This window comes from Kiloniella sp. (assembly GCF_048270245.1).
Lineage (GTDB): Bacteria > Pseudomonadota > Alphaproteobacteria > Kiloniellales > Kiloniellaceae > Kiloniella.
In genome coordinates, this window is record NZ_JBLWTH010000005.1 from 339,882 (window position 1) to 360,937 (window position 21,056).

Sequence of the window (21,056 nt, forward strand, 5' to 3'; positions counted from 1 at the left end):
AACAAGCGTCCATCACTCACAGTTCCGGTAGTTTTGATCAATACAATTGCGCGCCATATTTTCCACTCGCGTGACAAAGCTTTCAGAAAAATGTTCTTTTGATTTGTCAACGTTTGACTTTGAAAGTTTATCCCCTCGAATGGCCGCCACGTACAACCACATCCATCCTTCCTTGTCGTCTGTATCAAGTGACGTAAGCCCAAAACCCAATAACGATTGAGCATCAACACCACCCTGTTCCGCTGCGAGCCTGAACCATTTCACAGCCTGTCTTAAGCCCTGATCACTTTGATCTTTTCCTGCAAGAACAAGCCCCATAGCCTCTTGACCTAGAGCATCCCCCTGAACTGCTGATTTCAGTGCCCAGTTATGGGCTTTATCAAGATTTTTATTGGTACCAGTCCCCGCCAAATAATGATAGGCAACCTTAGCCTGTGCTTTCGAGTAATCTAACAGTGCTGAACGTTCGAAAAGCAGGAATGCCTGTTTTGTGTCTCGTTTAACTCCTAATCCTCTGAAATACATATCAGCCATAAGGTATAAAGCTTGGGGATTATTTACTTCGACGAATGGGTGCAGTATCTCAAGTGCTTTGCCATAGTCACCCGCAGCATAGAGTTCCTTATATTTTTCCATGGACGAGGCAAGATATCCAGAAGACGAAGACGGGAAAGTCCCCTTGTCTTGCCGCTTAATTATCGGGGTTTCCTTGGCAAGCTGTTTGGGAACCGGACGCGCAGGAATGTTATCAGGCTTTCTTTTTGGTTTGGGAATACTGGACAAAACTGCCCTCAGTTCTTCCAGTTTTGCCTCGGCTTCTTGATCCCCGGCTTTTGCCGCCAATGCGTAATAATGCTGGGCACGCGCAAGATTCCTTGCCCCCAAGTCACCATTTTCATGCATCTCCCCGAGTGAGGTATAAGCCCTGACTTCTCCCAGCTCCCCGGCCGTTTCATAGTAGTCTGCCGCTTTTTTTAAATCTTTGGGCACCCCCAGACCGTAATGATAGTGCATGGCCAACCCGACGTGAGCTCTGGGATCTTTCTGTTCGACCGCAGACTTGTGCAGGTCAAAGGCTTTTTCAAAATCCTGTGCGACGCCCTTCGCGGCAAGATAGTGCGCAGCCAGTAAAGTCAGAGCAGCACCATCACCTGTTTCAGCTGCACGGGAGATCCACTTGAACGCTTCGTCATGATCGGGCGGACTTTTTCTGGCATAGATTTTCGAGACCAAAATTTGGGCTTCGAGATCACCTGCTTCTGCCAGAGGCAAACCGGTTGATAACGCAAGCTCATAGTCCTCCATGCGAAATGAAAGCCACATAAGTCGATAGCTTGCCTCGTTAGCGGCGTCACTCTCGGCCTTTGCTTGCTGAGAAGATTCTCTCTGTTTGGAGGCGACTTTCTGTTCCGGGTTTTCTCTCTGTTCAGGGACTTCTTGGGGAAGAGATTTTGCCGCCTTCTCTGTCAGCTCTACGGGTTCTATTGTTTCACCAGGGGGCTGAGCCGAAGTTGTATCAGGTGACTGCGATTGCGCGTCTTGCAACCGTTCCATTGCCTCTATCGCAAGCCAATAGTTCTGATCCGCAGATTTCTGGTACCATTTGTGGGCCTGATCCAGATCTTTTTCCACCAAAAATCCATGTTCATACCAGTACCCCAACTGGAACTGGGCATACTCAGATCCCTGTTGTGCATAATGGATTGTCAGCTCTTCAGCTTTTTTATGACTTTTGGGAACACCCTTTCCATGAACATGGGCTGAAATAACCTCGGCCACAGCGCGGTTTAACCCTTGATCTGCTGCGCGCTTATACCAGTGATATACCTGTTGTAACCCCTCATCCTCAAATGAATAGACAGCCAAATCACTTGCATATTGCACCTGAGCCGGGGCATAGCCGCTCTCTGCGGCCTCTTTAAGCCATAATTGAACTTGATCGAAATGTTCAGTGTCAAACCACTTAAAATACTTTCTTTGTAATTCTAGTTGAGCAGGCGCATAGCCTTTTGATGCCAGACGAAACCATATATCCTTAGCTGTCGTTTGATGATTTTTTTCGTAAGCATCGACACCTCTGTAATATTCCCTGTAATGATCTTCCACCTCCAAAGTTTCAGAGGCCAAAGGATCCATAATCAAATCGGGAAACGTTTCCATAATTTGGAATAGAGCAACCTTCGCCAAATCATTTTTGTTATCAACGGCATGTCGGAACCATCTAACAGCTTGTGAAGTATCTTTCGGGATACCGTCCCCGTCTTCATAGAGCTTTGCCAATAAATATTGAGCTTCACCATTTTCTTGCTCTGCAGCAAGATAGGCCCATTTAAAAGCAGCTTTCAGATCTTTGTTTTCATCATCCTTGTAGTAATATTCGGCAAGTTTGAACTGAGCACGATGAAATCCCGCCTTAGCAGATTTTTTAAACCACTTGAAAGCTTGATCTTGATTATCAGGAATATCTGTTCTGTTAAGATACAATTCCCCCAGATCGTGACCGGCATAATCAACGCCAAGATCAAAAGCCTTTTTGTACCAGAAAACAGCCTTGTCAAAATCTTGTGGTACAGATTTCCCTTTACTGTAAAGCTCTCCCAAACGATGCATTGCAATAGCCTTATCGGTATTATCCCGGGCACCTTTTTCAAGGTATTCTATCGCCAACGCAATATCTTGTGGCCTATCCTCTCCTTTCAAATAGGCATAACCAAGACGAACCAAACCATTGCTATCACCTAATTGTGCCAAATGATCAGCATTGTTGAAATTTTCCTCCATTTCAGTTATTCGCAGAAATTTTTCAACCTCAAATACCTTGTGTCCTATGGCATCATCGACAAGGGAACCATAACCGTCGAAAAACGCCCCCCCAAACAGCGAAAAAGTCAGTCGGGACCTCGCTTTCGGGTGTCCTTGATCGGTAGCTTTTCGATACCAGTAGATGCTTTTATTTTTTTCATACTCAATACCAAAACTGTTTTCGATTACAAACCCAAGCAAATACTGCGCCTCGGCATGGCCTTGTTCGGCTGCTTTTCTAATCCATGCCAGCCCCTTTTTCTCATCACCTTCAACACCCAGAGCTTTGCGATAGATTTCCCCGACCAAATACTGGGCTTCGGCATTTCCCTTAATCGCATGGGGCAGAAGGATTTTGAGAGCCTGCTCATAAAGTTCATTCTTGAAAGCCAGCGTCCCATCAACCAAAGATCCGGCCATTTCACCGCTTATCACTTCGGGGGGGGGCTCTTTTTTAGGGCCTGTTTTCAGATCATTTTCAGAAAGCGATTGCTGATTGGTAACTTGTTGCGTATCGGATGACGGCTCAGATTTTTGTTCATCTGGGCTTCGTTCTTCTTCCTTGTTCTTATCATCAAACAGGGACACCAGCATTTCCAAAACGCCGCCGGTAGCTTCCTTATCTGGGTCTGTTTCTGTTATCGTTTCGGTTGCTTTTTCTGGGTTTAGATCTGGTTGGTTGTTTTCTCCACCCTGTTGGTCAACATCAGTCTTTGATGTTCCTGTCTCTGGTGATTTATCCGCATCCATTTCGACAACAGGTAGATTGTCACCTAGATCATTGCCGTTCTTGTCTGTGGTGTTTGACGTATCCTTGGCCGTACTATCAGACCCTTGACCGAGCTTCTGGTTAATAATCTCGGACAGCTTCACCAGGGACTGTCTATGTCCCTGATCCGCGGCAAGTCGGTACCATTTCAAGGCCATATCCGGATCTTTTGGAACACCCAGCCCCTGTTCATAAATTTGGCCCAGAATGTACTGTGCTTCGTCATTTCCATCTTCAGCAACGGGGATCAGGGCCTCGCGGGCGACAATATAATCCCCCTGTTCATAAGCTTCAAAGCCATCCGGATTTTCAGTAACCAGCGCAAAAACACCCAACCCGACAAGCGCAATAAACAGAGGCAAAAGCAAAAAACGGATCATGAGAAACCTATGGAACAAAAAAGAAAGAACGACAAATAAACTTACCAATCAAACCAAGGGCATCCGACATCCGTTTGCCCCCAAACAACAAAACATCAGCAACAAAGCGTCACAATCAACACCGCATCAGGGTTTTCCCCTGACATTTTCGGGATAGGTCATCACCGGTTGAGATTTGATCAGGTGTCATTTGCTGCTCAACATTCATCAGCCGTGCCTTTGCTGCGGGATTGCCCAGCGCATCGGCAACAGACAACCACATATAGGCCTTCACTAAATCCCGGGGCGTCCCTTCGCCCCACGCATACATTTGCGCCAAACTGATTTGGGCGGCGGTTTCCTGTTGCTCGGCAGCAAAGGTAAAGTATCTGCGGGCCAAGGTGTAATCCCTTGGGACCAGTTCACCAGCATAATAGATATTGGCTAACTTGTTCTGGGCAAAGGGAATACTCTGTTTTGCGGCGCGCCTGTAAAGCTTGAAAGCTCTTTCCGGGTTAAGGGGCACACCATTGCCCGTTTCATAAAGGTATGCCAAGGCTGCTTCACTCCTTGCGTCGTGACCATCAACAGCCCGTTGCAACCAGATCACCGCCTTGGGCAAGTGATCCGGGTTCGGGGCATCGCTCTGCAAGCTGTTTAAATACATCCGGGCCAGACTGGCCTGTGCCGAAACATCATCCTGATCTGCCGCCATGCCATACCACAACAGCGCCCAGTCAAAATCCTTGGTTCCCCAATCGCCGTTTTCATAGGCATGCCCAAGCCTGTTTTGGCTTTCGACATGGCCCAGTTCGGCAGCACGCATAAACCACATTTCAGCGGTATCATTATCTTGCGCAACCCCCTGCCCCTTTTCGTACATCAGGGCGACATTAAACATGGCAATAAGGTTGTTTTTCCCGGTTCCGTCTTCGGCAAACGGCAGGTAATTATCCATCGCGGTTTCATAATCACCGATGTCATATGCCAGTGCAGCCTCGTTAAAATCCGGCCCCCAATGATCAGACCAATAGACATGAAGGACTGGACCAAGCCCCGCAGCAAGAGCAACAAGGCCCGCGACAACAATTACAAAACGTTTCATTTGAGCCTCTTTAGATATTTGCCAAATTGCAAACAATGTTGCGGACACACTTGGCTTACGAGAACACTTAACGAGTGAACGCGCCTAACTTGCAAGCACACAGAACCAACAGGAACAAGAACAGAACCAAAGAGGTAAAACCATGACATAATAAGCGATTAGACTCTCCCCAGATTGCGAATAATAGCGTGACGACGGCTAGTTTTGCAACCAAGGATATAGAGATAATTTACCTGCTTCCCTGTCTTCTTTGTTCATTCCCCTACCTCTCCCCTCGCTCATTGGTTTTGCGTTCTTTGGCGCGCCAATGATCCAATTGGTCTAGACACTCAGCAAGCGGGACAGTCTGGACCCTTGGCATCTGTTGGTCTTTGCATAAGAAACGTAAGGATTGCGTAACCACAGCGGGTAAGCCGCGCAGGTAACGATGGTAAAGCGACCTCAATTCCGCTTCTTCGTCGCTCATTTCTGCGCCATAGCCCTTGGCCCCACCAGAAAAGGGCTCATAACGGGCAACCCCTTCGGAATGGTAGAGAAATTCGTAAAGTTCCATAAGCCAGAAACCATTGTCCCGGCGACGCTCTGCCCGGCGATCTCGACTGTCCTTGGAACCAAGAACACCTCGATCATATAGCTGTTCCAACAAACTTGAGGCTTCGCCGCTATGGCTTTCCGTTCCAGCGCCTGTATGTGTTGCATCTGTGCTTGCCTGAATGCAATTATTTTGGCCCTGTTTAGATTGGCTGACTCTTTCTTCAATAGCGTTATGAGCCGTTGATCTTCCAGATTTTGCCGTTTTCATAGATCTTCCCATATCCAAAATCGTCCCTTTGACTTTTGTTTCTTCAATGTTTTTAACAGACGTAATTCAACCTAATTTTTCTTTCGGGTTTCCCTCGCCTTTCTTCAGGTTATTCACCCCTGATCCCACTTTCATGTTGCGGCTCTAAATCCTTCAGGAAGAAGCTCAACGCTTCTGGCCCTTCGCTGTTTAGCCTTTCCCGACCATGTCGCCGGTGGATCAGGTTATCCCGTGCCTTCAAGTCCCTTAACAGCCGTTGTCTCAATTCCTGTAACGGCGTCAGCATGCTTTCCAGCGCGCCCCAATCCGGCCACCACTTTTGCCGCCCTGCTCCCTTTAACGCCTGCAACACACAGTCCGCCGGAAACCGCGCTAGTTCATCCGCATAGACTTCTAGCTGTAGTTCAAGTGAAGCTTCGTCCATATTCCGGCTGCTGGTTTTAACCTTGAGCTTGAGCAGCTCGCGCATGATCTCTACTCGCGACAAAGGGGCTAAAGACAACGACAGAATACGGACGACTTCACTCTGTTGTTCCCGCGTCATCGACTTGGGAAAGATTACATCCTCTAACCTGCTCTGACTGCCCCCGCCCTTGGGAAATATCGTCTTGTATTTCAGCCCGACCGAGGACCCGAGCACCGATTTCACCGAGGTTAAAACCGCCTGATCGTTGTCTGCCACCCGTTGCCCCCGACGAATAGCTTTTGCCAGTCGGGTTGCGGCCAGTCGTGTTGTTGCCGGAGATATTGTTACCGGCGATATTGTTATTGGTGAGACTGTTGCTGGTGACACTGTTACTGGCTGGGTTGTTATTGGCTGGGTTGTTATTGGCCGATCTATCGCCGGTCTGGATACGCAAGATCCAGTTTTGCCATGTCCGATGCCAGTCGATTTTACAGGCCCTGCGCCCGCCAAGGCTGGTCCAATAGTTCCTGAATTTAAGGGCTTCTGTGGCAATATCTTCTTCCTCTAGTCCACGGGTGCGGGCAAAATCATGATCTCGCCCATCCGGCACCCAATCCGTATCAAGGCGACAGGCTCGCCTGTTTTGCCCTGATTGCTCTTTCCGGGATTGCTTTCCCCGATCCAAATCCTGATCATGAGGGGACTTAACTCCCTTGGGAGTTAAGGGGAGAGTCTGGTCTCTGGCTTCTGGACTCTGGGGTTTATCACCTGTCTTATGGTTGGCTTTATCCCCTCTAATATCCGCAGCCTTATGCCCTGCCCTCAAATCTGGCTTAAGCTTTGCCATTTTTTTCCTTTTAGAAGAAGGACTTGGCTCATAAACGAAAGCGGTGTCGTCCTCGGCCAGCACTCCACCCGCAACAAGGGATGGGTTGCCACCTTTGCGCCCGTTACTTCGGGCAACAGAGGATTTTTTCAGATCGCGCAGCATCCGTCGTGAATACAATCGTCCTTTGCGATCCCGGCTGAATACCCCCGCCTCTTCCAGCTCACCAAGTAACACGGTGACTTCCTGAGGTGATGATCCAGACAATGATGCAAGGGCCGACGTCGTAACGTTGCTGCCATTGATCTCTAAATATCCCCCGGCCTCGTGCATGATACAAATCATCTCAAGCCACAGCCCCCGCGCCGCAAGGGAACAAAGCTTCAAGCCCACATCGGCCCGCCAATCAGTCGGAAAAAACTTGAACCACGGAAGTTTGCTCATGGATAAGCCTCCTTCTTTGTCGTCCAGACACCGAGCATTAATACAGCCACTCGAAACTTGACAGAATCAGCTATCTTGCTCAGTCTTCGGACACACGCAATAAGGGAGAGATCGTGTTCAAAAAACTTATTACTGCGTTTATTATGATATTTCTCGTTGCAGGACAGTCGAACGCGTTTCCAACCCAGGGCCGTTTTATTTACGACCTTTGCGAAAGAGGTATAAAAGCAATTGATCGGGTTTATCTGGAGGGTGAACTTTGGGGAATGCCCGGCAATACTGTTGACGGAAATATGGCTGTTTACTGCGCCGCCTACATTATGGCAGCCGAAGATGATCTCAGTGAAAAAGGCTCTATCTGTCTTCCGCCTACCCCCCCAAAAATATCTATGAAAGCTGTTGTAGAATATTTCGAAAAGCATCCAGAGTTGAAGAAAAAGAGCGCTCGCATTGCCGTGGATGCTGCGATCAAAGCCAAGTTCCCTTGCCCGTAACCATAAGTTAGAAAAACACCTGAGATGAATTTTATAATTTCCATTATAACCGCGTCTAGCATATTGGCTTCTGGTACAACCCTTGGAACTATCGACGACACAACACCATTCCCCCGCCCCAATACTGGTGGAGGCCTTTACGCCCAGTGCAGTCCACCTGCTGAAACACCCCAAGCCGAATATGGTGGCCTTTATTGCAGTGGCTATATAATGGCTATTCACGATAGCCTCAAAGAACGCGTCGACTTTTGTACCTATGGCGACCCAACCATCTATTTTATCGATCAGGTCATGGCATATCTGAAGGCCCATCCTGAAGAATGGCCTCAAAGTGCTCCCGCTCTGATCCGCAAGGTTTTGATTAAGGAAAATGACTGCTAGTTTCAGCATAATTTCCGCCTGAAAATTATTGTGCATCAATAAAGCCCCGTGGTTAGGTCAGACAGGCCGGAACCGTCTGTGTCGCCTTCGGGGGTGTAGGGGTTATCCGGGTCCTGCCAAGCCGGGGTCAGTTTACAATCACCGCAAATACGCATGCCGACCCATTCGCTTTTGAAGGTCTTCTGACAGGAAAGACATTTGCGTTCTTTAGCTGTGCTTTGGCTACCACCTTGACTATCGGGGCGGGAATGCTGGCTGGTCTTGCGGGCATAGCGGTTGACCTTTTCAACACGTATGGGATCAACCTTTAAAATCACATAGCGATCACGATGCGGGCCAAGACATTGGATCACCCCCTTTGCCACCAGCTCCTGTATATGCTTGGGAAAGGAATTCACCTTTGCCATGCCGCTGTTTGTTTTCAACTCGGTATAGGGCAGCTCCTGCCCCGGGGCATCGGCAAGTGCCTTGAAAACAGCAAAGGGCGTTGGCGTTAGCTGAATTTTCGCCTCGGATCTGACTTGTTCGACGGGCGGACCTTCAGGTTTTGGCTTTTCCGCGAGGTGTTTTATTTGTCCCCCAGATTGAGCTGGTGAAAATCCGATAGAAAAATCGGGTTGTAGGTCTTCGGCGGGTGTATATTTCATCTGATTATCTATCCCTTATTTAAATTTTCCTGTTGGGAGCTTTGCTGTTACGAATTTTGGTGGGGTTTTGGCGTTTTCTGGGCATAGATAAAGCCCTTTGGTACGACCCTTTATTTTCCCTCTTGCCATGCTCTTCCCCATGGATGATTTTTTTGAAATTGTATTTTGAGCGATACGACCTTTTGGATTAAGTTTCTCTAGTTTTGGTTCTGAAGTACTTTTACCCTCACCTCGTATCAGGCTTGCTTCTTTAATGCGTGGGGGAAGGACTTCCGTTAGATGTATCAAGCCCCCCATTTCCTTGACTTTCTGACGGTAAAAATCCTGCCAATCATTCCGGTTTGTCATTCATCCCCCTGTTCGACCGCCTTTGCGACAAGGGACCATGTCTGATCGCTTTTTATTGCAAAGTATGAAAAAACACATATATTGTTCATGTTTTGTTCTTTTTTTGATGTGTAAAGTTTCCTTATTGGAAACTTATGTGACAACAATTTTAACGATATTCAAGCGAGGCAAAAAACAACGAACGTAAAACTCAGTTTATTCAGAGATTAATATCAACGACTAATTGGTCTGAATACAAAAAGATAGAAGACAACAAATTCAGTTTCTGCTTGACTTGATGGCGCAAATGTATCCATAGTGGAAACTGAAGTCAAGAAAAATGTATCCATTTTGTAAACTTATTTTTGATGATTTTGGATACTTATGAATTGACATCAACAAAGAAGATTGATCAAAAACATCCTTTTTGATCCTAGTACCTTGTATATAGGGCGCGCGGTAAAAATCGAACAATACCAATAGGATAAAATCGTCAGGCTGATGATATGGAAAACAGAATCAAGGAAATACGCACCGAAAAAGGCATGACCCTGCAACAGGTTGCGGACAAGGCTGGTACAACCAAAGCACAGGTGATGAAACTGGAAAAAGGCGATCGGCGTTTAACCGATGTCTGGATGGTACGCCTTTCCATCGCCATGTCCTGCGATCCAAAAGAATTGCTCAGCACCAACCGCAGCACTCACCAGTCTATCGATATCAACAAATCTGATGATACTGATGGAACAGACCACTTTGATGACGATGTTTTAACGCGTAAACCTACCCGAACGACTTCTCCCCCCCCAGCTCGTCCTCTTGCCCCCGCCTCTGGCTGTGAGCCTGTGGCTGAAATTGCCGTACGGGGCGGCATGGGCGGCGGCGGTGAAGCGGGGGTATCCTATAGTGACGATGGACAGGGTGGCGTTGCCATTGCCGACGATGTCAAGGGCAACTGGTTCCTGCCCACGGATTACCTGCGGTCTGAACTAAGTGTCAGTCCCGTCGCCGCACGTATCATAGAAGTACAAGGGGATTCCATGACCCCAACGCTGGTATCTGGTGATCGCGTGATGATCGATACCAACGACCAGCGCCCGACCCCACCGGGTATCTTTGCCCTCTGGGATGGTTTCGGTGTTGTCGTCAAACGGCTGGAATTGATCCCCAATTCAGACCCGCCCCTGTTGCGTATCAGTTCAGACAACGCCAACCACAACGAATACAAACGCACCATCGAAGAGGTAAACATCATCGGCCGCGTCGTCTGGTACGGTCGCCGGATGTAGGTAAAAACCCTTTACCAGAAAGCAAACATTAATGCCAGAAAACACGCCCTCTACCGCACATCATTTTCTTCTGGACGACAACCATGACGTTCAATAAAGTCATAACGATTAGTACAAAAATTACAAAATATATTTCTACACTGCTCGCAATATAACCGATTAAAAACCACATATGCCTTACAAAATTTTCCACCTGATCATCGGCCTCTATTGGGGGACGATAAGCTATCTCTTTATCCTACTGGTCATGGGGCTGGGGGCCGATAGCTTTTATCCACAGCTTTTGTTTCGGGATATTCTAAGTATCCGGCAACTCTCGGTTTTTCTGTTTGCCTTTCCCGTGGGGTTCTTTGCCCTGCCTCGTTTCTTGAATGACCTACAAGGTGCCAAACGTCGGGCCTTTATGGGCGGTATGTTATGTTTTGCCCTGACAATGCTTGTTGCCAACACTACCTTTATGCTCACCAGCAGCTATGAAAAACTTCAGTTCCTTGGGCCAGAGCCTTCTGATCTGTCGAAAATATTTTTCCACTTGTCCGGCATTTTGATTTCATCCGCCATGATCTCGCCACTCGGCGGCCTTTTTGCCCTTATAGCTTTATGGATATTTCCAAAACCGGATCATGAGCAGTCCCTTTCGTACAAACCGCGCCTTTCCCGCAGATTAGTTCCTTCATCCAAACCAGAACACATATCTCCAAAATAATCCCTATTGAAGCAACAAAAGCAATTTCACATGAACCCCAAATTCACCTTCGCAGAACGCCTTGGCAGTGGTTTTTATTTCGGTATTGTTGCCGCCCTTTCATTATCGATTATTTTCGCGGACATTGTTTTTCTAACCCCGATTTTCCTGGGGGGCCTCTGTAGCGGATTTTTCATTCCCGCCGCCATTTTAAAACCCACCGAATACAAGACCCTGCGCGCCATAGGGGCCGGTTCGTTAACCACCCTGTGTGCCGCCCTTATAAGCGGATTTCTGATTGGTGTTTTTTACGAAAGCGATCTTCAGTTTACTAATTTCAGGAACTTCAGCTACGCAAATTTGATACAACACGTCAAAACGACATTTTTTTTCATGTTTTTTGGCGCTGTCTTTGCCGTTCCCTATAGCCTCATCGGCTCCATCGCGGCCATAGGTCTCTCACGCGCAATCGCCAACCAAAGAAAAAAGTTCGCCCCGGAAATAGAACCAAGTGTTTTTGAATAGGCCTAACCCGAAAAAAGGGACAACAACAATGCGCCAACAACTCAATTATCAAGCCGTCTTGAACTGTTTGATGTCACACAAGGTTCGCTTAACCCTAGCTGTTATCACTTGTTTGATCCATGAACTTTTCAGGCAAATAATTGTCTATAGCTACAGTTATTTGAGCTATGGATCCCTTGAGATTGTTACCCCTGATGTTCAAAACATATCACTCTATTTTTACTCGACTATTATCTATTTTATCATCGGCTTTGTTATACTCCCTCACTTTGTTTTACGTTCTCCTTACAGACCGTTACGTGCATTTTTCGGCGGTACTTTTGCCTTAACCCTCGGGTTCTTTCTATCTGGATTTGCGTATCTTGTAACTTCCGGCGAGATAGAACCATTACGTTACATACTATTCTCTCAAAACCTTGTTTTAATTCTCGATTTTTTAAACCTGCTCCTTTTACGGGAAACCGTCTTATACCCTCTCATAGCCTATGCGGTAACAGGTGGGATCATGGGATGGATCGCGCACAAATTGGTATTCTTGAATAGGGTGACTTCTAGCCCGGCGCTATCAGAGGAAATCGATAGAAACCAAGAACTAAATTATTCAAATACTCCTGACTACATACCAACAAGATTTAACACACAGCTCTCACCAACGTCGATGAGGCTCTATTCATCGATAATCTGTGGCGTCGTAGCCCTGTTACTGCCCTTTATTATTCTCACTGTCCTGAACTTTGTCGATGGACGGTCCTTTAGTTTTCAAAAAGATATAAGCATAGAAATATTAATGCTCCTGCCCGGCTGTTTATTCTTTGGCTTTATTCTTCTGCCCCACTTCTTAACACTCGCCAAATTCAAGCCACGCAGAGCATTTTTCGGTGGCACTCTTGTCATAGCCATCGCAAATTTTATTACCGGCCTTTCCGTACAGCTGTACAAGGTCCCATTCGCGAAAATTATTTTTGAGTTTGAAAACAATTTTGACCAAATTCTGTACGGTATCGCACCTATAGCCTTAGCTGTCTTACTCGGTACTTCTATCATCGGGTCAATTGTTATTTATTGCGCTTACCGATTTTTATTCACAAAAAAAATCATCCTCACATCAACTGGCGTCTCTATTTTTGACTAGGAATAACGTGCTTAAAAATTCTCTCGTGCTAAGAGTTTTGTCAGGTATTTTTATATTGCTTCTGGGCGTGCCGGGGGTGATTTTATTTTCATACCTTTATGTCGACATCGCCTTTTACACAGAAGATATCGGGCCCCATGGCGACTACTATTTTGTCTTTGACCTAGATTATCTGGCGTTATACGCAACACTATATTTTTTGATCGGTTTTTGTATATTTCCACTTTTTCTGGGATCAAATTATTGGAAAAAAAGAAACCGTATCTCTAATACCCCTATCTCTATTACAAGGGTTATAATGGCATGTTTGGTGATTTTTCCCACCACCTTGCTGCTTTTCAATTATGACTTTGTTTTTCCGGACAATGAATTCTTGGAGCAAATTTCGTTACACACAAGTTTGTTTCCCCCATCGACATTGCAGCCCGTTTCTTTGTTTAATCATTTTTTTGTACTCCCCCCGGCAAACAATCGCTTTTTTGGATTAAGTCTTTGGGCCCAACAAAGCGTATATTCTTTATCTGTGTACGTCTTGGTAACTTCGATATTCCTAAGAGTTATTAACGCAAAGTGTAAAAGCAAAAATTAAACTCCAGATACTTTGAACAGCCATAGAGTTTACGGGTAAAATTATTCCCCGTTAATGATCAAAAGGTTCTGGTTAATGACACAGTCTCATAGTGCTTCTCTGGACCGTCCATTATCTTCAAATCCGGATACCTCCTTGGCAAATCCGAATATCCCCTCCGCAAAGCTTGAACTGACCTTTCCCTACCTTTGCGGTCATCGTGTGGCTGCCGAGTTTGATGCACGGGTAACCGTCGGCCAGGAAGACAGCGTTCTTTTGATTGGGGAAGTTGAGCTTTTTGGCTACGACAACGATCATCGAGGTTCCTATGAAACCTGCGTTGATCCGTCCCTTTGTCGCTTGATCCGTAATTATGTCGAAAACTCAACAACGGAAAAGGACCGGGCATATGAAAAATTACACCAGAGAAAAGAGACCACGGGAAAGATGCTCCCTCGTTCACCTCACCTTTCAGTGAATTATTCAGCCCCCAAAACAGCATCAGAGACAAAACCCACGACAAGATCAAGCTCAGGCTCAGGCTCAGGCTCAGGCAAAGAGAAGAAAAACTCTTCCAGATCATTATCAGATCATGGATTTGGATCTTTTGTTAATTCTTATGCCAGCACCTTTGTTGTTCCACCGAACGACGCCCTTTAACTCACGGCATATAAGCTTGCTAAACCCACACATTTTGTAAGTTTTATATCTTCATTAAACCTTGATTTAATAAGACAAAATTAACAAAGTGCTTTATATAATCGGGGCATGACTAAGTTTGGTAACACTCCTCTTATTTCCTTATTCCTCTGTAGCTGCATTATAAATTTATTCTTTATAGTTCCGGCACATACACAGGATGATGGAACAGATTCCGCCCGGTCGCTTTATCTCGTCACCGAAGAATACCCCCCTCTAAACACCGTCAATAGCGAGGGAACTATTACCGGATTAGCGACCGAATTAATCCGCCTTGCCGCCGATGAAAATAACATAAAACTGAAGATAGAAATGCTACCGTGGAAACGGGCCTATCACATTGCTGAAAACCGCCCGTCGGTCTGTATCTATTCAACATGGCGCACCGCACAACGCGAAGACGATTTTCTCTGGATTGGACCACTTGCAAAAGATGCTTGGTCTTTTTATGCCCCCAAGGACAAAAAAATCCAGTTAACATCGCTAGAAGACACCTATCGTTATCGGGTGGGCGGTATTGATGGCTGGGCCTTCACTCAATATCTTCAACAAAAAGAACACCCCTATCTTGATTTGATCCCTATCGAAGACGAAACCAACGCCCGAAAATTGCAGACGGGGCGTATAGATCTTTGGGCAACAGGGCGTATTTCTGGCCAACAAATTATAAAGCATCAAGATATATCTAACTTAGAAGAAGTCTTTGCAGTGCGGGAAATTGGACTGTGGTTGGCCTGCAACCCCGAAACCGACCCAAGTATTATTCAAGATATTCAGGCGTCATTGGATAAATTTGAACAGGACGGCACTGCACATAAAACCAGAACTGTATTCCAGTTTTAACTCACAAGGCGCCCGTCCCCCAAACACAATTTTAAATTGCAATTTATCTTTTTAATACTTTTTTTACATCCTACGCATACAATGGTATGCGAACCTGTATTGAAACCCTGTATTAAACCTAGTGAAATCAATACCTTTCATAACTAATTAACAGAATACATCCTGAAAAAATAACAGGATGAAGGAGACACCATGAAGCTAAGTTTTTTTACAAACCTTGGCATACGATTTCAAATTTTAGCAATCTGTGTTCTTGCCCTTGTCGGTTTCGTCGCAGTGGGTAGTGTTTATCTGGTCAGTAACCAAATTAAAAACGGATACATTTCAAATCAGGATAAAGCACGACATGTTCTAGAGCTGGAAGAAGATCTGGACAAATTACTTCTGAACGCCCGTCGTCGCGAAAAAGACTTCCTGTTGCGTCTGGATGAAAAGTATATCGGCCAGCACGCAGAAATTATGATTGCCATAAACAAAAACCTAAGTGAGCTGGAAATAGAAGCAAACACTCCTGAATTTACAGGTTATGTCAATGACCTGAAAAATCTGTCCGCAAGCTATGAAAAACAATTTAAAACCGTTGTACATGACCTGAAAGAAATAGGTTTAAACGAAGAAGAAGGTCTGCGTGGTGAACTTCGCGGGGCCGTACACAACGTTGAAGAGCGCTTAAAATCCCTCAATAATGCTGACTTAACAGTCCTTATGTTAATGATGCGCCGTCACGAAAAAGATTTTCTTTTGCGGCTTGATCCCAAATATATTGGCCGAATAGGGGATCGTATCGGTGAGTTCAAAACAGAAATGAAAGCATCGGGCATTGCCGCCAATGATGCCACGGAAATCACGGATCTATTGGGTAAATACCAAACTGCCTTTAACAAGTTGGCTGATCTGAAATTGGCCCTAGAAAAAGATCAAAAGACACTTAGCACTGTCTATGCCGAAGGTATTCCTGCCTTGTACAAAATGGAAAAAGTCGCGACAGCTGATTATGATATGGCCAAAGAACAGACCATTGCCAATGCAGAGCAAACAACCCTTGTTATGGCTACTGTTATTTTGATCACAGCGATTATTGTTTTTGCTATTGGCTGGTGGATCAGCACGCTTTTATCCCGCCCAATTCAAGGTTTGACCACAGTCATGGAAGAACTGACAAATGGCAATCGCGACATTGATGTGCCAAACACAGAGTCAACCAATGAACTGGGCAAAATGGCAAATGCTGTTCTTTTCTTTAAGGATCAGTTGATCGAGAACGAGCGCCTTAATCAGGAACAACAAGCCGCACAGGATGAACAGCTACGAAAAGCAGAAACACTGCGGGATTTGATTGCCAATTTTGACCAGGAGGTAACCAGTGTTATCTCGCAAGTTGATGAGGCTATCGAAACCATGTCGAAAACGGCCCCGTCGATGCGGCAGGCCGCCAGCGAGGTGAAGGGCAAATGTGATGTATCTGCACAGTCCGCAACCCGTGCGACAGAAAACGTACAAACGGTCGCCACAGCATCAGAAGAACTTTCAGCCTCTATCAAAGAAATTGGTCGACAGGTTGAACAGTCCACCAACGTAACGCAAGAAGCCGTTCAACAAGCTGATAATACACGTGGCATTATGTCAGAGCTGGCAGAATCAACCACGAAAATTGGTGAAGTTGTCGGCCTGATTACCGATATTGCGGAACAGACCAATCTGCTTGCGTTGAATGCCACGATTGAGGCCGCACGTGCCGGCGAAGCTGGCAAAGGCTTTGCCGTTGTGGCCAGCGAGGTTAAAAACCTGTCGAACCAAACATCCAAAGCGACGGACGAAATTGCGCTACAGATCAATGGTGTACAGGCAGCATCCATGCAAGCCGCAGAGGCTATTACAGGTATTACAACGACGATCCAGCGTGTTCACGAGATTGCCTCAGCCATTGCTGCGGCAGTACAAGAACAGGCTGCGGCAACATCGGAAATTGCTAGGTCAGTAGAAGAAACGTCCAGCATTGCACAGTCCATGCGCCAGGATCTGACAGAAACGTCTGAAACCGCCCAGAACACGGAACACGCTGCGGGCAATATGCTAACAACAGCAGATGATCTCACCAGCCAGTCCAACGTTCTCAGCACGTCAATTCAGACGTTCCTCGGAAATATACGCTCTGCCTGATTAAATCGTTTCAAACTCTATGAGCTTACTTCTGACAGGGAGTTTGCTCCTGACAGGTCAGTTCCAATTGGGGCTGACCTGTTCTTTTGTTATTTGTATCCAGTAAATTTGTCTCCCCAAAATTTGAGGTGATTCCAAATCTTGAATTAGTCATAAATCATGAATTAACCCTCAAACCTTCAATGAATCACGCCCAAAACATTTACTTAAAACATAATTACGCTTAAAATAAACATGAAATAAAAATAAAACAAAAACTCAAATAATTATGAATTTTTATATTGTTAATTCAAATAAAAACACCATATCTATTTATAAGTAGAATATTTTTTCTACTTAAATGAAAGTGAACCATTATGTCTTTCAATAAGTTCTCCGTCGCCCGAGATGATGCGACAAAAAAAATGCCTGAAAAAACAGTAAAAGAAGTACCGACGCACAATGCGGCCGGCAACGTTGCTGATGCGGGGGACAAATCTGCCTCGGGCAAAAGTCCGGAAATCAAAGCATAGAATTTATATTCTCTTGTATGAGTGTCGAAGATAGGGCCCTTTTTCGCCACTCTACAGAGTGTTGAGTGCGTAATGATTATTCATAACGAGGCTACCAATGCCAACACGAACCACACAAAAAACCGTTACGTTCAAGAAGCCTTTTTTTCTTGAAAATTTCAACGAAAAGCTCCCGGCTGGTGACTATATAGTCGAAACCGACGAAGACTTATTACAAGGTATTTCTTTTTCTGCCTACATCCGCGTCGCGACAACAATCTATCTACCGGGCACACAGAAAAAGGCCAACCTCAAACGTGCTTTGACAATCAAACCGGAAGATCTGGAAGCCGCACTGTTAAGAGACCAGAAAACCCCAAAAGAAATTTTAAACCAGTTTGTAAAACCATCTTCCGATGACCTCTTGGCAATTGACCAAGCCGAGAATGAGGGAATGAAAAACCTTAGATATTAACGACTTAGATACCCAGCCGGAAAATACACACCGCCAGAAACCACCTCGTTTTGCCGTGTTCGCTTTACCTTAAATCTCTGCACATTACTCTAGGCCGATTTCCTGAACTTTGCTATCAAACCACGTGGGATAATCATCAATCGTCTGACCTGGCTTTAACTGTTCCAGTTTTGCAGCAGCATCGTCATAAATACGCGTGCGTTCGGCATGGTAATAATCCCGCCGTACCGGGCTGATGTAACGATCCGGAACCCCCTTGTTCAGCTTATTATAAAGACGCCGAAGAGCTTCGGGAACAGCCGTGATATTCCGATTGATTTCAACCCGTGTCACGGCCAGTGCCTGACGGATCTTTTCTACAGGCAAACTGGTGATACGTTCCAGCGAGTTCACCTGAGCTTCAACCGTGTGCACCATCACCTCTGCCCGCCAGTCCACACGCTTTTGCAACAGATCGTCAAAAAAAGCGACCGTACTCATTCTTGCCGAAACCAGCCACGAACTTTCGATCACAAACTCTTTCTCTTCCCCTGCCTGCCCAACGATCGCTCTGGCCTCGTCCGAAGACAAATAGACGCCATTGTTTGATCCCGGTCCCCGATAACGGGTCAACAGCTTATCCCAACTCACCCGTTTTGGTACTGTAATGCTCCAGCTTTTCTCACCGGGTTTGTTTGGAATACCAAGGTCGAGCACGATTCCATAGCGTTCTTCCGGGGTTTCTTTCCCGTGAAAGATAAGTTTCAGCTTCACATCGTAAAGCGCCAATTGTGACCAGCTTTCTTCGGAAAGTTCACTTAAACGCGCCCGTCCGCCGGGATGGGGCGGCAGTGGCAAAAAGGTATTGGCCTGAATATTCCAGATCACTTGCCCCTGTGTAATCGCCTGTGCTCCGCCGTTTTCAATCCGCCAACGATAGCTGTAATCAATATTTGGTAAAAATGTATTCTGTTTAATCTCCCCCGGCTCAGGTAGAGCTGTGTCCCCCCACACCTTTTTTGTGAAGGAAAGTTTATTGAACGAAAGGAACTGGTGATCGCCCTCTCCCCGACCAATCACATCTGCACGAGCAACAGGCCCCACCGCCCCGACAAAAACAAGTAAGGCCCCAAGCATCAGAAGACGACGCAACAAATTAGCAGAAGACAAAATCATAAATAGAAACTTCAATTTTCCAACCATGCGTCGACCTCCTTCACAAAGAGGTTTACCCGCTGTAAGCGACTGTAATTCAACTCATTTGGCTGTAATTGAATCGCCCCTGTTTTAAGGGGAAGCTGGCTTTCTTCGGCAAGTTGAAAATATCCTTCGATCAGGTAGTGCGATGCCATGGGCAAGACAATTTTTTCGTTTTCGACAAAATCTCGCACTTGGGGAATATAATGAGCACCAGAGCTCAACAAGGCAAAGGCCATGCCCCCGTAAAGGGCATAACGGAAACGATAACGGCTGAACAAGGCACAGATCAAAACAGCCACCACCACAATGCCCGACAGAATAGAAAGGTTAACCCATTCCGCCCACGCCATTGCCGGCGTCAACAAGGGAGAGACAAGCGCCAAGGCCGGTAAGGTAATGTAAACCGCCAGTACGATAAGGCCACTAATGAACCCTAGAAACCCACCGCCAGATCTTTCATCAACATCGCTGTCCCACACATAAGGTGACGGATCACGGGGCGACAAACCTATGTCTTCGTCATTAAAATCGATATCCTCGTCCCGTTTGGGGCTTTTAGCTCCCTGCCCCACCCGATTCTCTGTTCGACGATCCTTCCGACGCCTCTCTCCCTCATCCATAGGTGAAAAATCATCCAGATCAATTCCCCCCTGCTCCATGCCGATATCAGCACTTCCCGGTCTGGTTCTGGATGTTTCCTCTCTATTAGACGTTCCAAAGCTGCCTGCTTCTCTTGGTGTCCCAGATACTCCCGGGGCAACAGAAGAAGAGGAAGAAGATGTGCGTGGTCTCGTCAACTTCTCTAACAAAGGCTGCTCAGCAAAAAGAGGTTTTTCTTCCAACAGTAAAACATCTTCATCTTCTTGATCCCGCTCGGACAAATAGCTGTCCACCGAAACATCTGAAAGAGCATCTTCTGAAGGCACCGTTTCCGGTTCATCAAGGCCAATCGCCCGCGAAGCCCCATGAGACGGCTCATGAGAAATCCCATGAACAGTACTGCCGTCTTCGACCTTAGGTCTGTCATCCACGATATCTGTGGCTTCACAAGATGTATCAGCAGCAGCAGATGATTTTTCAGAAAGAATACGTCTGACTGCTTCGTCAAAATTTACTGTCTCCAGCAAAAGTGACCGTTCATCCAGGGGGGGATCTTTTTTCGTAAGACTGGTAACAAAGATTTTCCGCGCCCGAAGCAGATAATCGACCAGATCATCTGTTTCCATATCATGTAACGACGGCAAGCCCTCTTTTAAAACTCTGACTTTTTCTTCTGGCAACCTCTACTCCGCCTGTTTTGCACACTTTTCACAAACACGACAGCTTTCCGATGACAGGCTTATAAAACCTGCCTCCTTGGCTAATCCAAAGACTGGCTCTTTATTTATCTACCCCCATAGATAAAGTCAGTTTAATCGGCTTTTGCCCCCACACACTGTCTATTGTTTGTGCCACCTGATGAACACATAAGTCTTCTTGTTCTGTATCTTAACCTCGTTCAGATAAAAAGGGAGACCTTTTTCATCTTTCTTTTCCCAATCGTGAATTTGGTCGCAAACAAATCTATCGGCCTGTTATAATCACAAACTGGTTGTCCGCCCAAACCATACCCAATTCCCAGATCATTCGGAACGGCATCCCCCTAAAA

20 protein-coding genes are annotated in these 21,056 nt (G+C 46.1%); 11 read left to right on the forward strand and 9 right to left on the reverse strand.

Features of this window, described 5'->3' with window-relative positions:
* Positions 1-12: 12 nt before the first annotated feature.
* The 5 genes from ACN0W5_RS13915 to ACN0W5_RS13935 all read right to left on the reverse strand — a co-directional run bounded on the left by ACN0W5_RS13915 (position 13) and on the right by ACN0W5_RS13935 (position 7,513).
* Entirely contained in the window at positions 13-3,951 is a 3,939-nt protein-coding gene (locus tag ACN0W5_RS13915) for a tetratricopeptide repeat protein (protein ID WP_417454697.1), read from the reverse strand.
* A gap of 115 nt (positions 3,952-4,066) precedes the next feature.
* Entirely contained in the window at positions 4,067-5,035 is a 969-nt protein-coding gene (locus ACN0W5_RS13920) for an SEL1-like repeat protein (RefSeq protein ID WP_417454698.1), read from the reverse strand.
* Between the two features lie 262 nt (positions 5,036-5,297).
* Entirely contained in the window at positions 5,298-5,837 is a 540-nt protein-coding gene (locus ACN0W5_RS13925) for a hypothetical protein (protein ID WP_417454699.1), read from the reverse strand.
* A 109-nt stretch (positions 5,838-5,946) separates the two neighbouring features.
* Positions 5,947-6,306 (reverse strand): hypothetical protein, encoded by a 360-nt coding sequence (locus ACN0W5_RS13930; RefSeq protein ID WP_417454700.1) that lies wholly within the window; start codon positions 6,304-6,306, stop codon positions 5,947-5,949.
* Between the two features lie 52 nt (positions 6,307-6,358).
* On the reverse strand, positions 6,359-7,513 hold the full coding sequence (locus tag ACN0W5_RS13935) for a hypothetical protein (RefSeq protein ID WP_417454701.1): 1,155 nt from the start codon (positions 7,511-7,513) through the stop codon (positions 6,359-6,361).
* Positions 7,514-7,626: 113 nt separating this feature from the next.
* On the opposite strand from ACN0W5_RS13935, the gene ACN0W5_RS13940 reads away from it, so the two are divergent.
* Together ACN0W5_RS13940 and ACN0W5_RS13945 are read left to right on the forward strand one after the other, a co-directional pair.
* Complete coding sequence (locus tag ACN0W5_RS13940; RefSeq protein ID WP_417454702.1) at positions 7,627-8,007, forward strand: Rap1a/Tai family immunity protein; 381 nt, start codon at positions 7,627-7,629, stop codon at positions 8,005-8,007.
* A 24-nt stretch (positions 8,008-8,031) separates the two neighbouring features.
* On the forward strand, positions 8,032-8,388 hold the full coding sequence (locus ACN0W5_RS13945) for a Rap1a/Tai family immunity protein (protein WP_417454703.1): 357 nt from the start codon (positions 8,032-8,034) through the stop codon (positions 8,386-8,388).
* A gap of 35 nt (positions 8,389-8,423) precedes the next feature.
* Here ACN0W5_RS13945 and ACN0W5_RS13950 read toward each other — a convergent pair whose 3' ends face one another.
* Positions 8,424-9,035, reverse strand: coding sequence for a hypothetical protein (locus ACN0W5_RS13950; protein ID WP_417454704.1), 612 nt, complete (start codon positions 9,033-9,035; stop codon positions 8,424-8,426).
* A 15-nt stretch (positions 9,036-9,050) separates the two neighbouring features.
* The gene (locus tag ACN0W5_RS13955) at positions 9,051-9,383 is read right to left on the reverse strand and encodes a hypothetical protein (protein ID WP_417454705.1); all 333 of its coding nucleotides are present in this window, start codon (positions 9,381-9,383) and stop codon (positions 9,051-9,053) included.
* 485 nt (positions 9,384-9,868) lie between these two features.
* Here ACN0W5_RS13955 and ACN0W5_RS13960 point away from each other — a divergent pair, with 485 nt between their 5' ends.
* The 9 genes from ACN0W5_RS13960 to ACN0W5_RS14000 all read left to right on the forward strand — a co-directional run bounded on the left by ACN0W5_RS13960 (position 9,869) and on the right by ACN0W5_RS14000 (position 18,229).
* Complete coding sequence (locus ACN0W5_RS13960) at positions 9,869-10,651, forward strand: XRE family transcriptional regulator (protein WP_417454706.1); 783 nt, start codon at positions 9,869-9,871, stop codon at positions 10,649-10,651.
* Between the two features lie 172 nt (positions 10,652-10,823).
* The gene (locus tag ACN0W5_RS13965) at positions 10,824-11,357 is read left to right on the forward strand and encodes a hypothetical protein (protein WP_417454707.1); all 534 of its coding nucleotides are present in this window, start codon (positions 10,824-10,826) and stop codon (positions 11,355-11,357) included.
* A gap of 30 nt (positions 11,358-11,387) precedes the next feature.
* Positions 11,388-11,861 carry a hypothetical protein gene (locus ACN0W5_RS13970; protein ID WP_417454708.1) on the forward strand — a complete coding sequence of 158 codons (474 nt, stop codon included), beginning with the start codon at positions 11,388-11,390 and terminating at the stop codon, positions 11,859-11,861.
* 28 nt (positions 11,862-11,889) lie between these two features.
* Positions 11,890-12,993 (forward strand): hypothetical protein, encoded by a 1,104-nt coding sequence (locus ACN0W5_RS13975; RefSeq protein ID WP_417454709.1) that lies wholly within the window; start codon positions 11,890-11,892, stop codon positions 12,991-12,993.
* 664 nt (positions 12,994-13,657) lie between these two features.
* Entirely contained in the window at positions 13,658-14,221 is a 564-nt protein-coding gene (locus tag ACN0W5_RS13980) for a hypothetical protein (protein ID WP_417454710.1), read from the forward strand.
* A gap of 108 nt (positions 14,222-14,329) precedes the next feature.
* On the forward strand, positions 14,330-15,103 hold the full coding sequence (locus tag ACN0W5_RS13985) for a substrate-binding periplasmic protein (RefSeq protein ID WP_417454711.1): 774 nt from the start codon (positions 14,330-14,332) through the stop codon (positions 15,101-15,103).
* Between the two features lie 192 nt (positions 15,104-15,295).
* Positions 15,296-17,263, forward strand: coding sequence for a methyl-accepting chemotaxis protein (locus ACN0W5_RS13990; protein ID WP_417454712.1), 1,968 nt, complete (start codon positions 15,296-15,298; stop codon positions 17,261-17,263).
* A gap of 356 nt (positions 17,264-17,619) precedes the next feature.
* Positions 17,620-17,775: a hypothetical protein gene (locus ACN0W5_RS13995; RefSeq protein WP_417454713.1), complete on the forward strand. Its 156-nt coding sequence runs from the start codon at positions 17,620-17,622 to the stop codon at positions 17,773-17,775.
* Between the two features lie 97 nt (positions 17,776-17,872).
* A complete protein-coding gene (locus ACN0W5_RS14000; RefSeq protein WP_417454714.1) occupies positions 17,873-18,229 on the forward strand; it encodes a hypothetical protein in 357 nt (118 codons plus the stop codon).
* A gap of 84 nt (positions 18,230-18,313) precedes the next feature.
* On the opposite strand, the gene ACN0W5_RS14005 is transcribed toward ACN0W5_RS14000, so the two are convergent.
* Both ACN0W5_RS14005 and ACN0W5_RS14010 read right to left on the reverse strand, forming a co-directional pair.
* Positions 18,314-19,411 (reverse strand): hypothetical protein, encoded by a 1,098-nt coding sequence (locus ACN0W5_RS14005; protein WP_417454715.1) that lies wholly within the window; start codon positions 19,409-19,411, stop codon positions 18,314-18,316.
* Complete coding sequence (locus ACN0W5_RS14010; RefSeq protein ID WP_417454716.1) at positions 19,396-20,688, reverse strand: hypothetical protein; 1,293 nt, start codon at positions 20,686-20,688, stop codon at positions 19,396-19,398. The genes ACN0W5_RS14005 and ACN0W5_RS14010 overlap by 16 nt, the downstream gene beginning before the upstream one ends.
* Positions 20,689-21,056 lie beyond the last annotated feature (368 nt).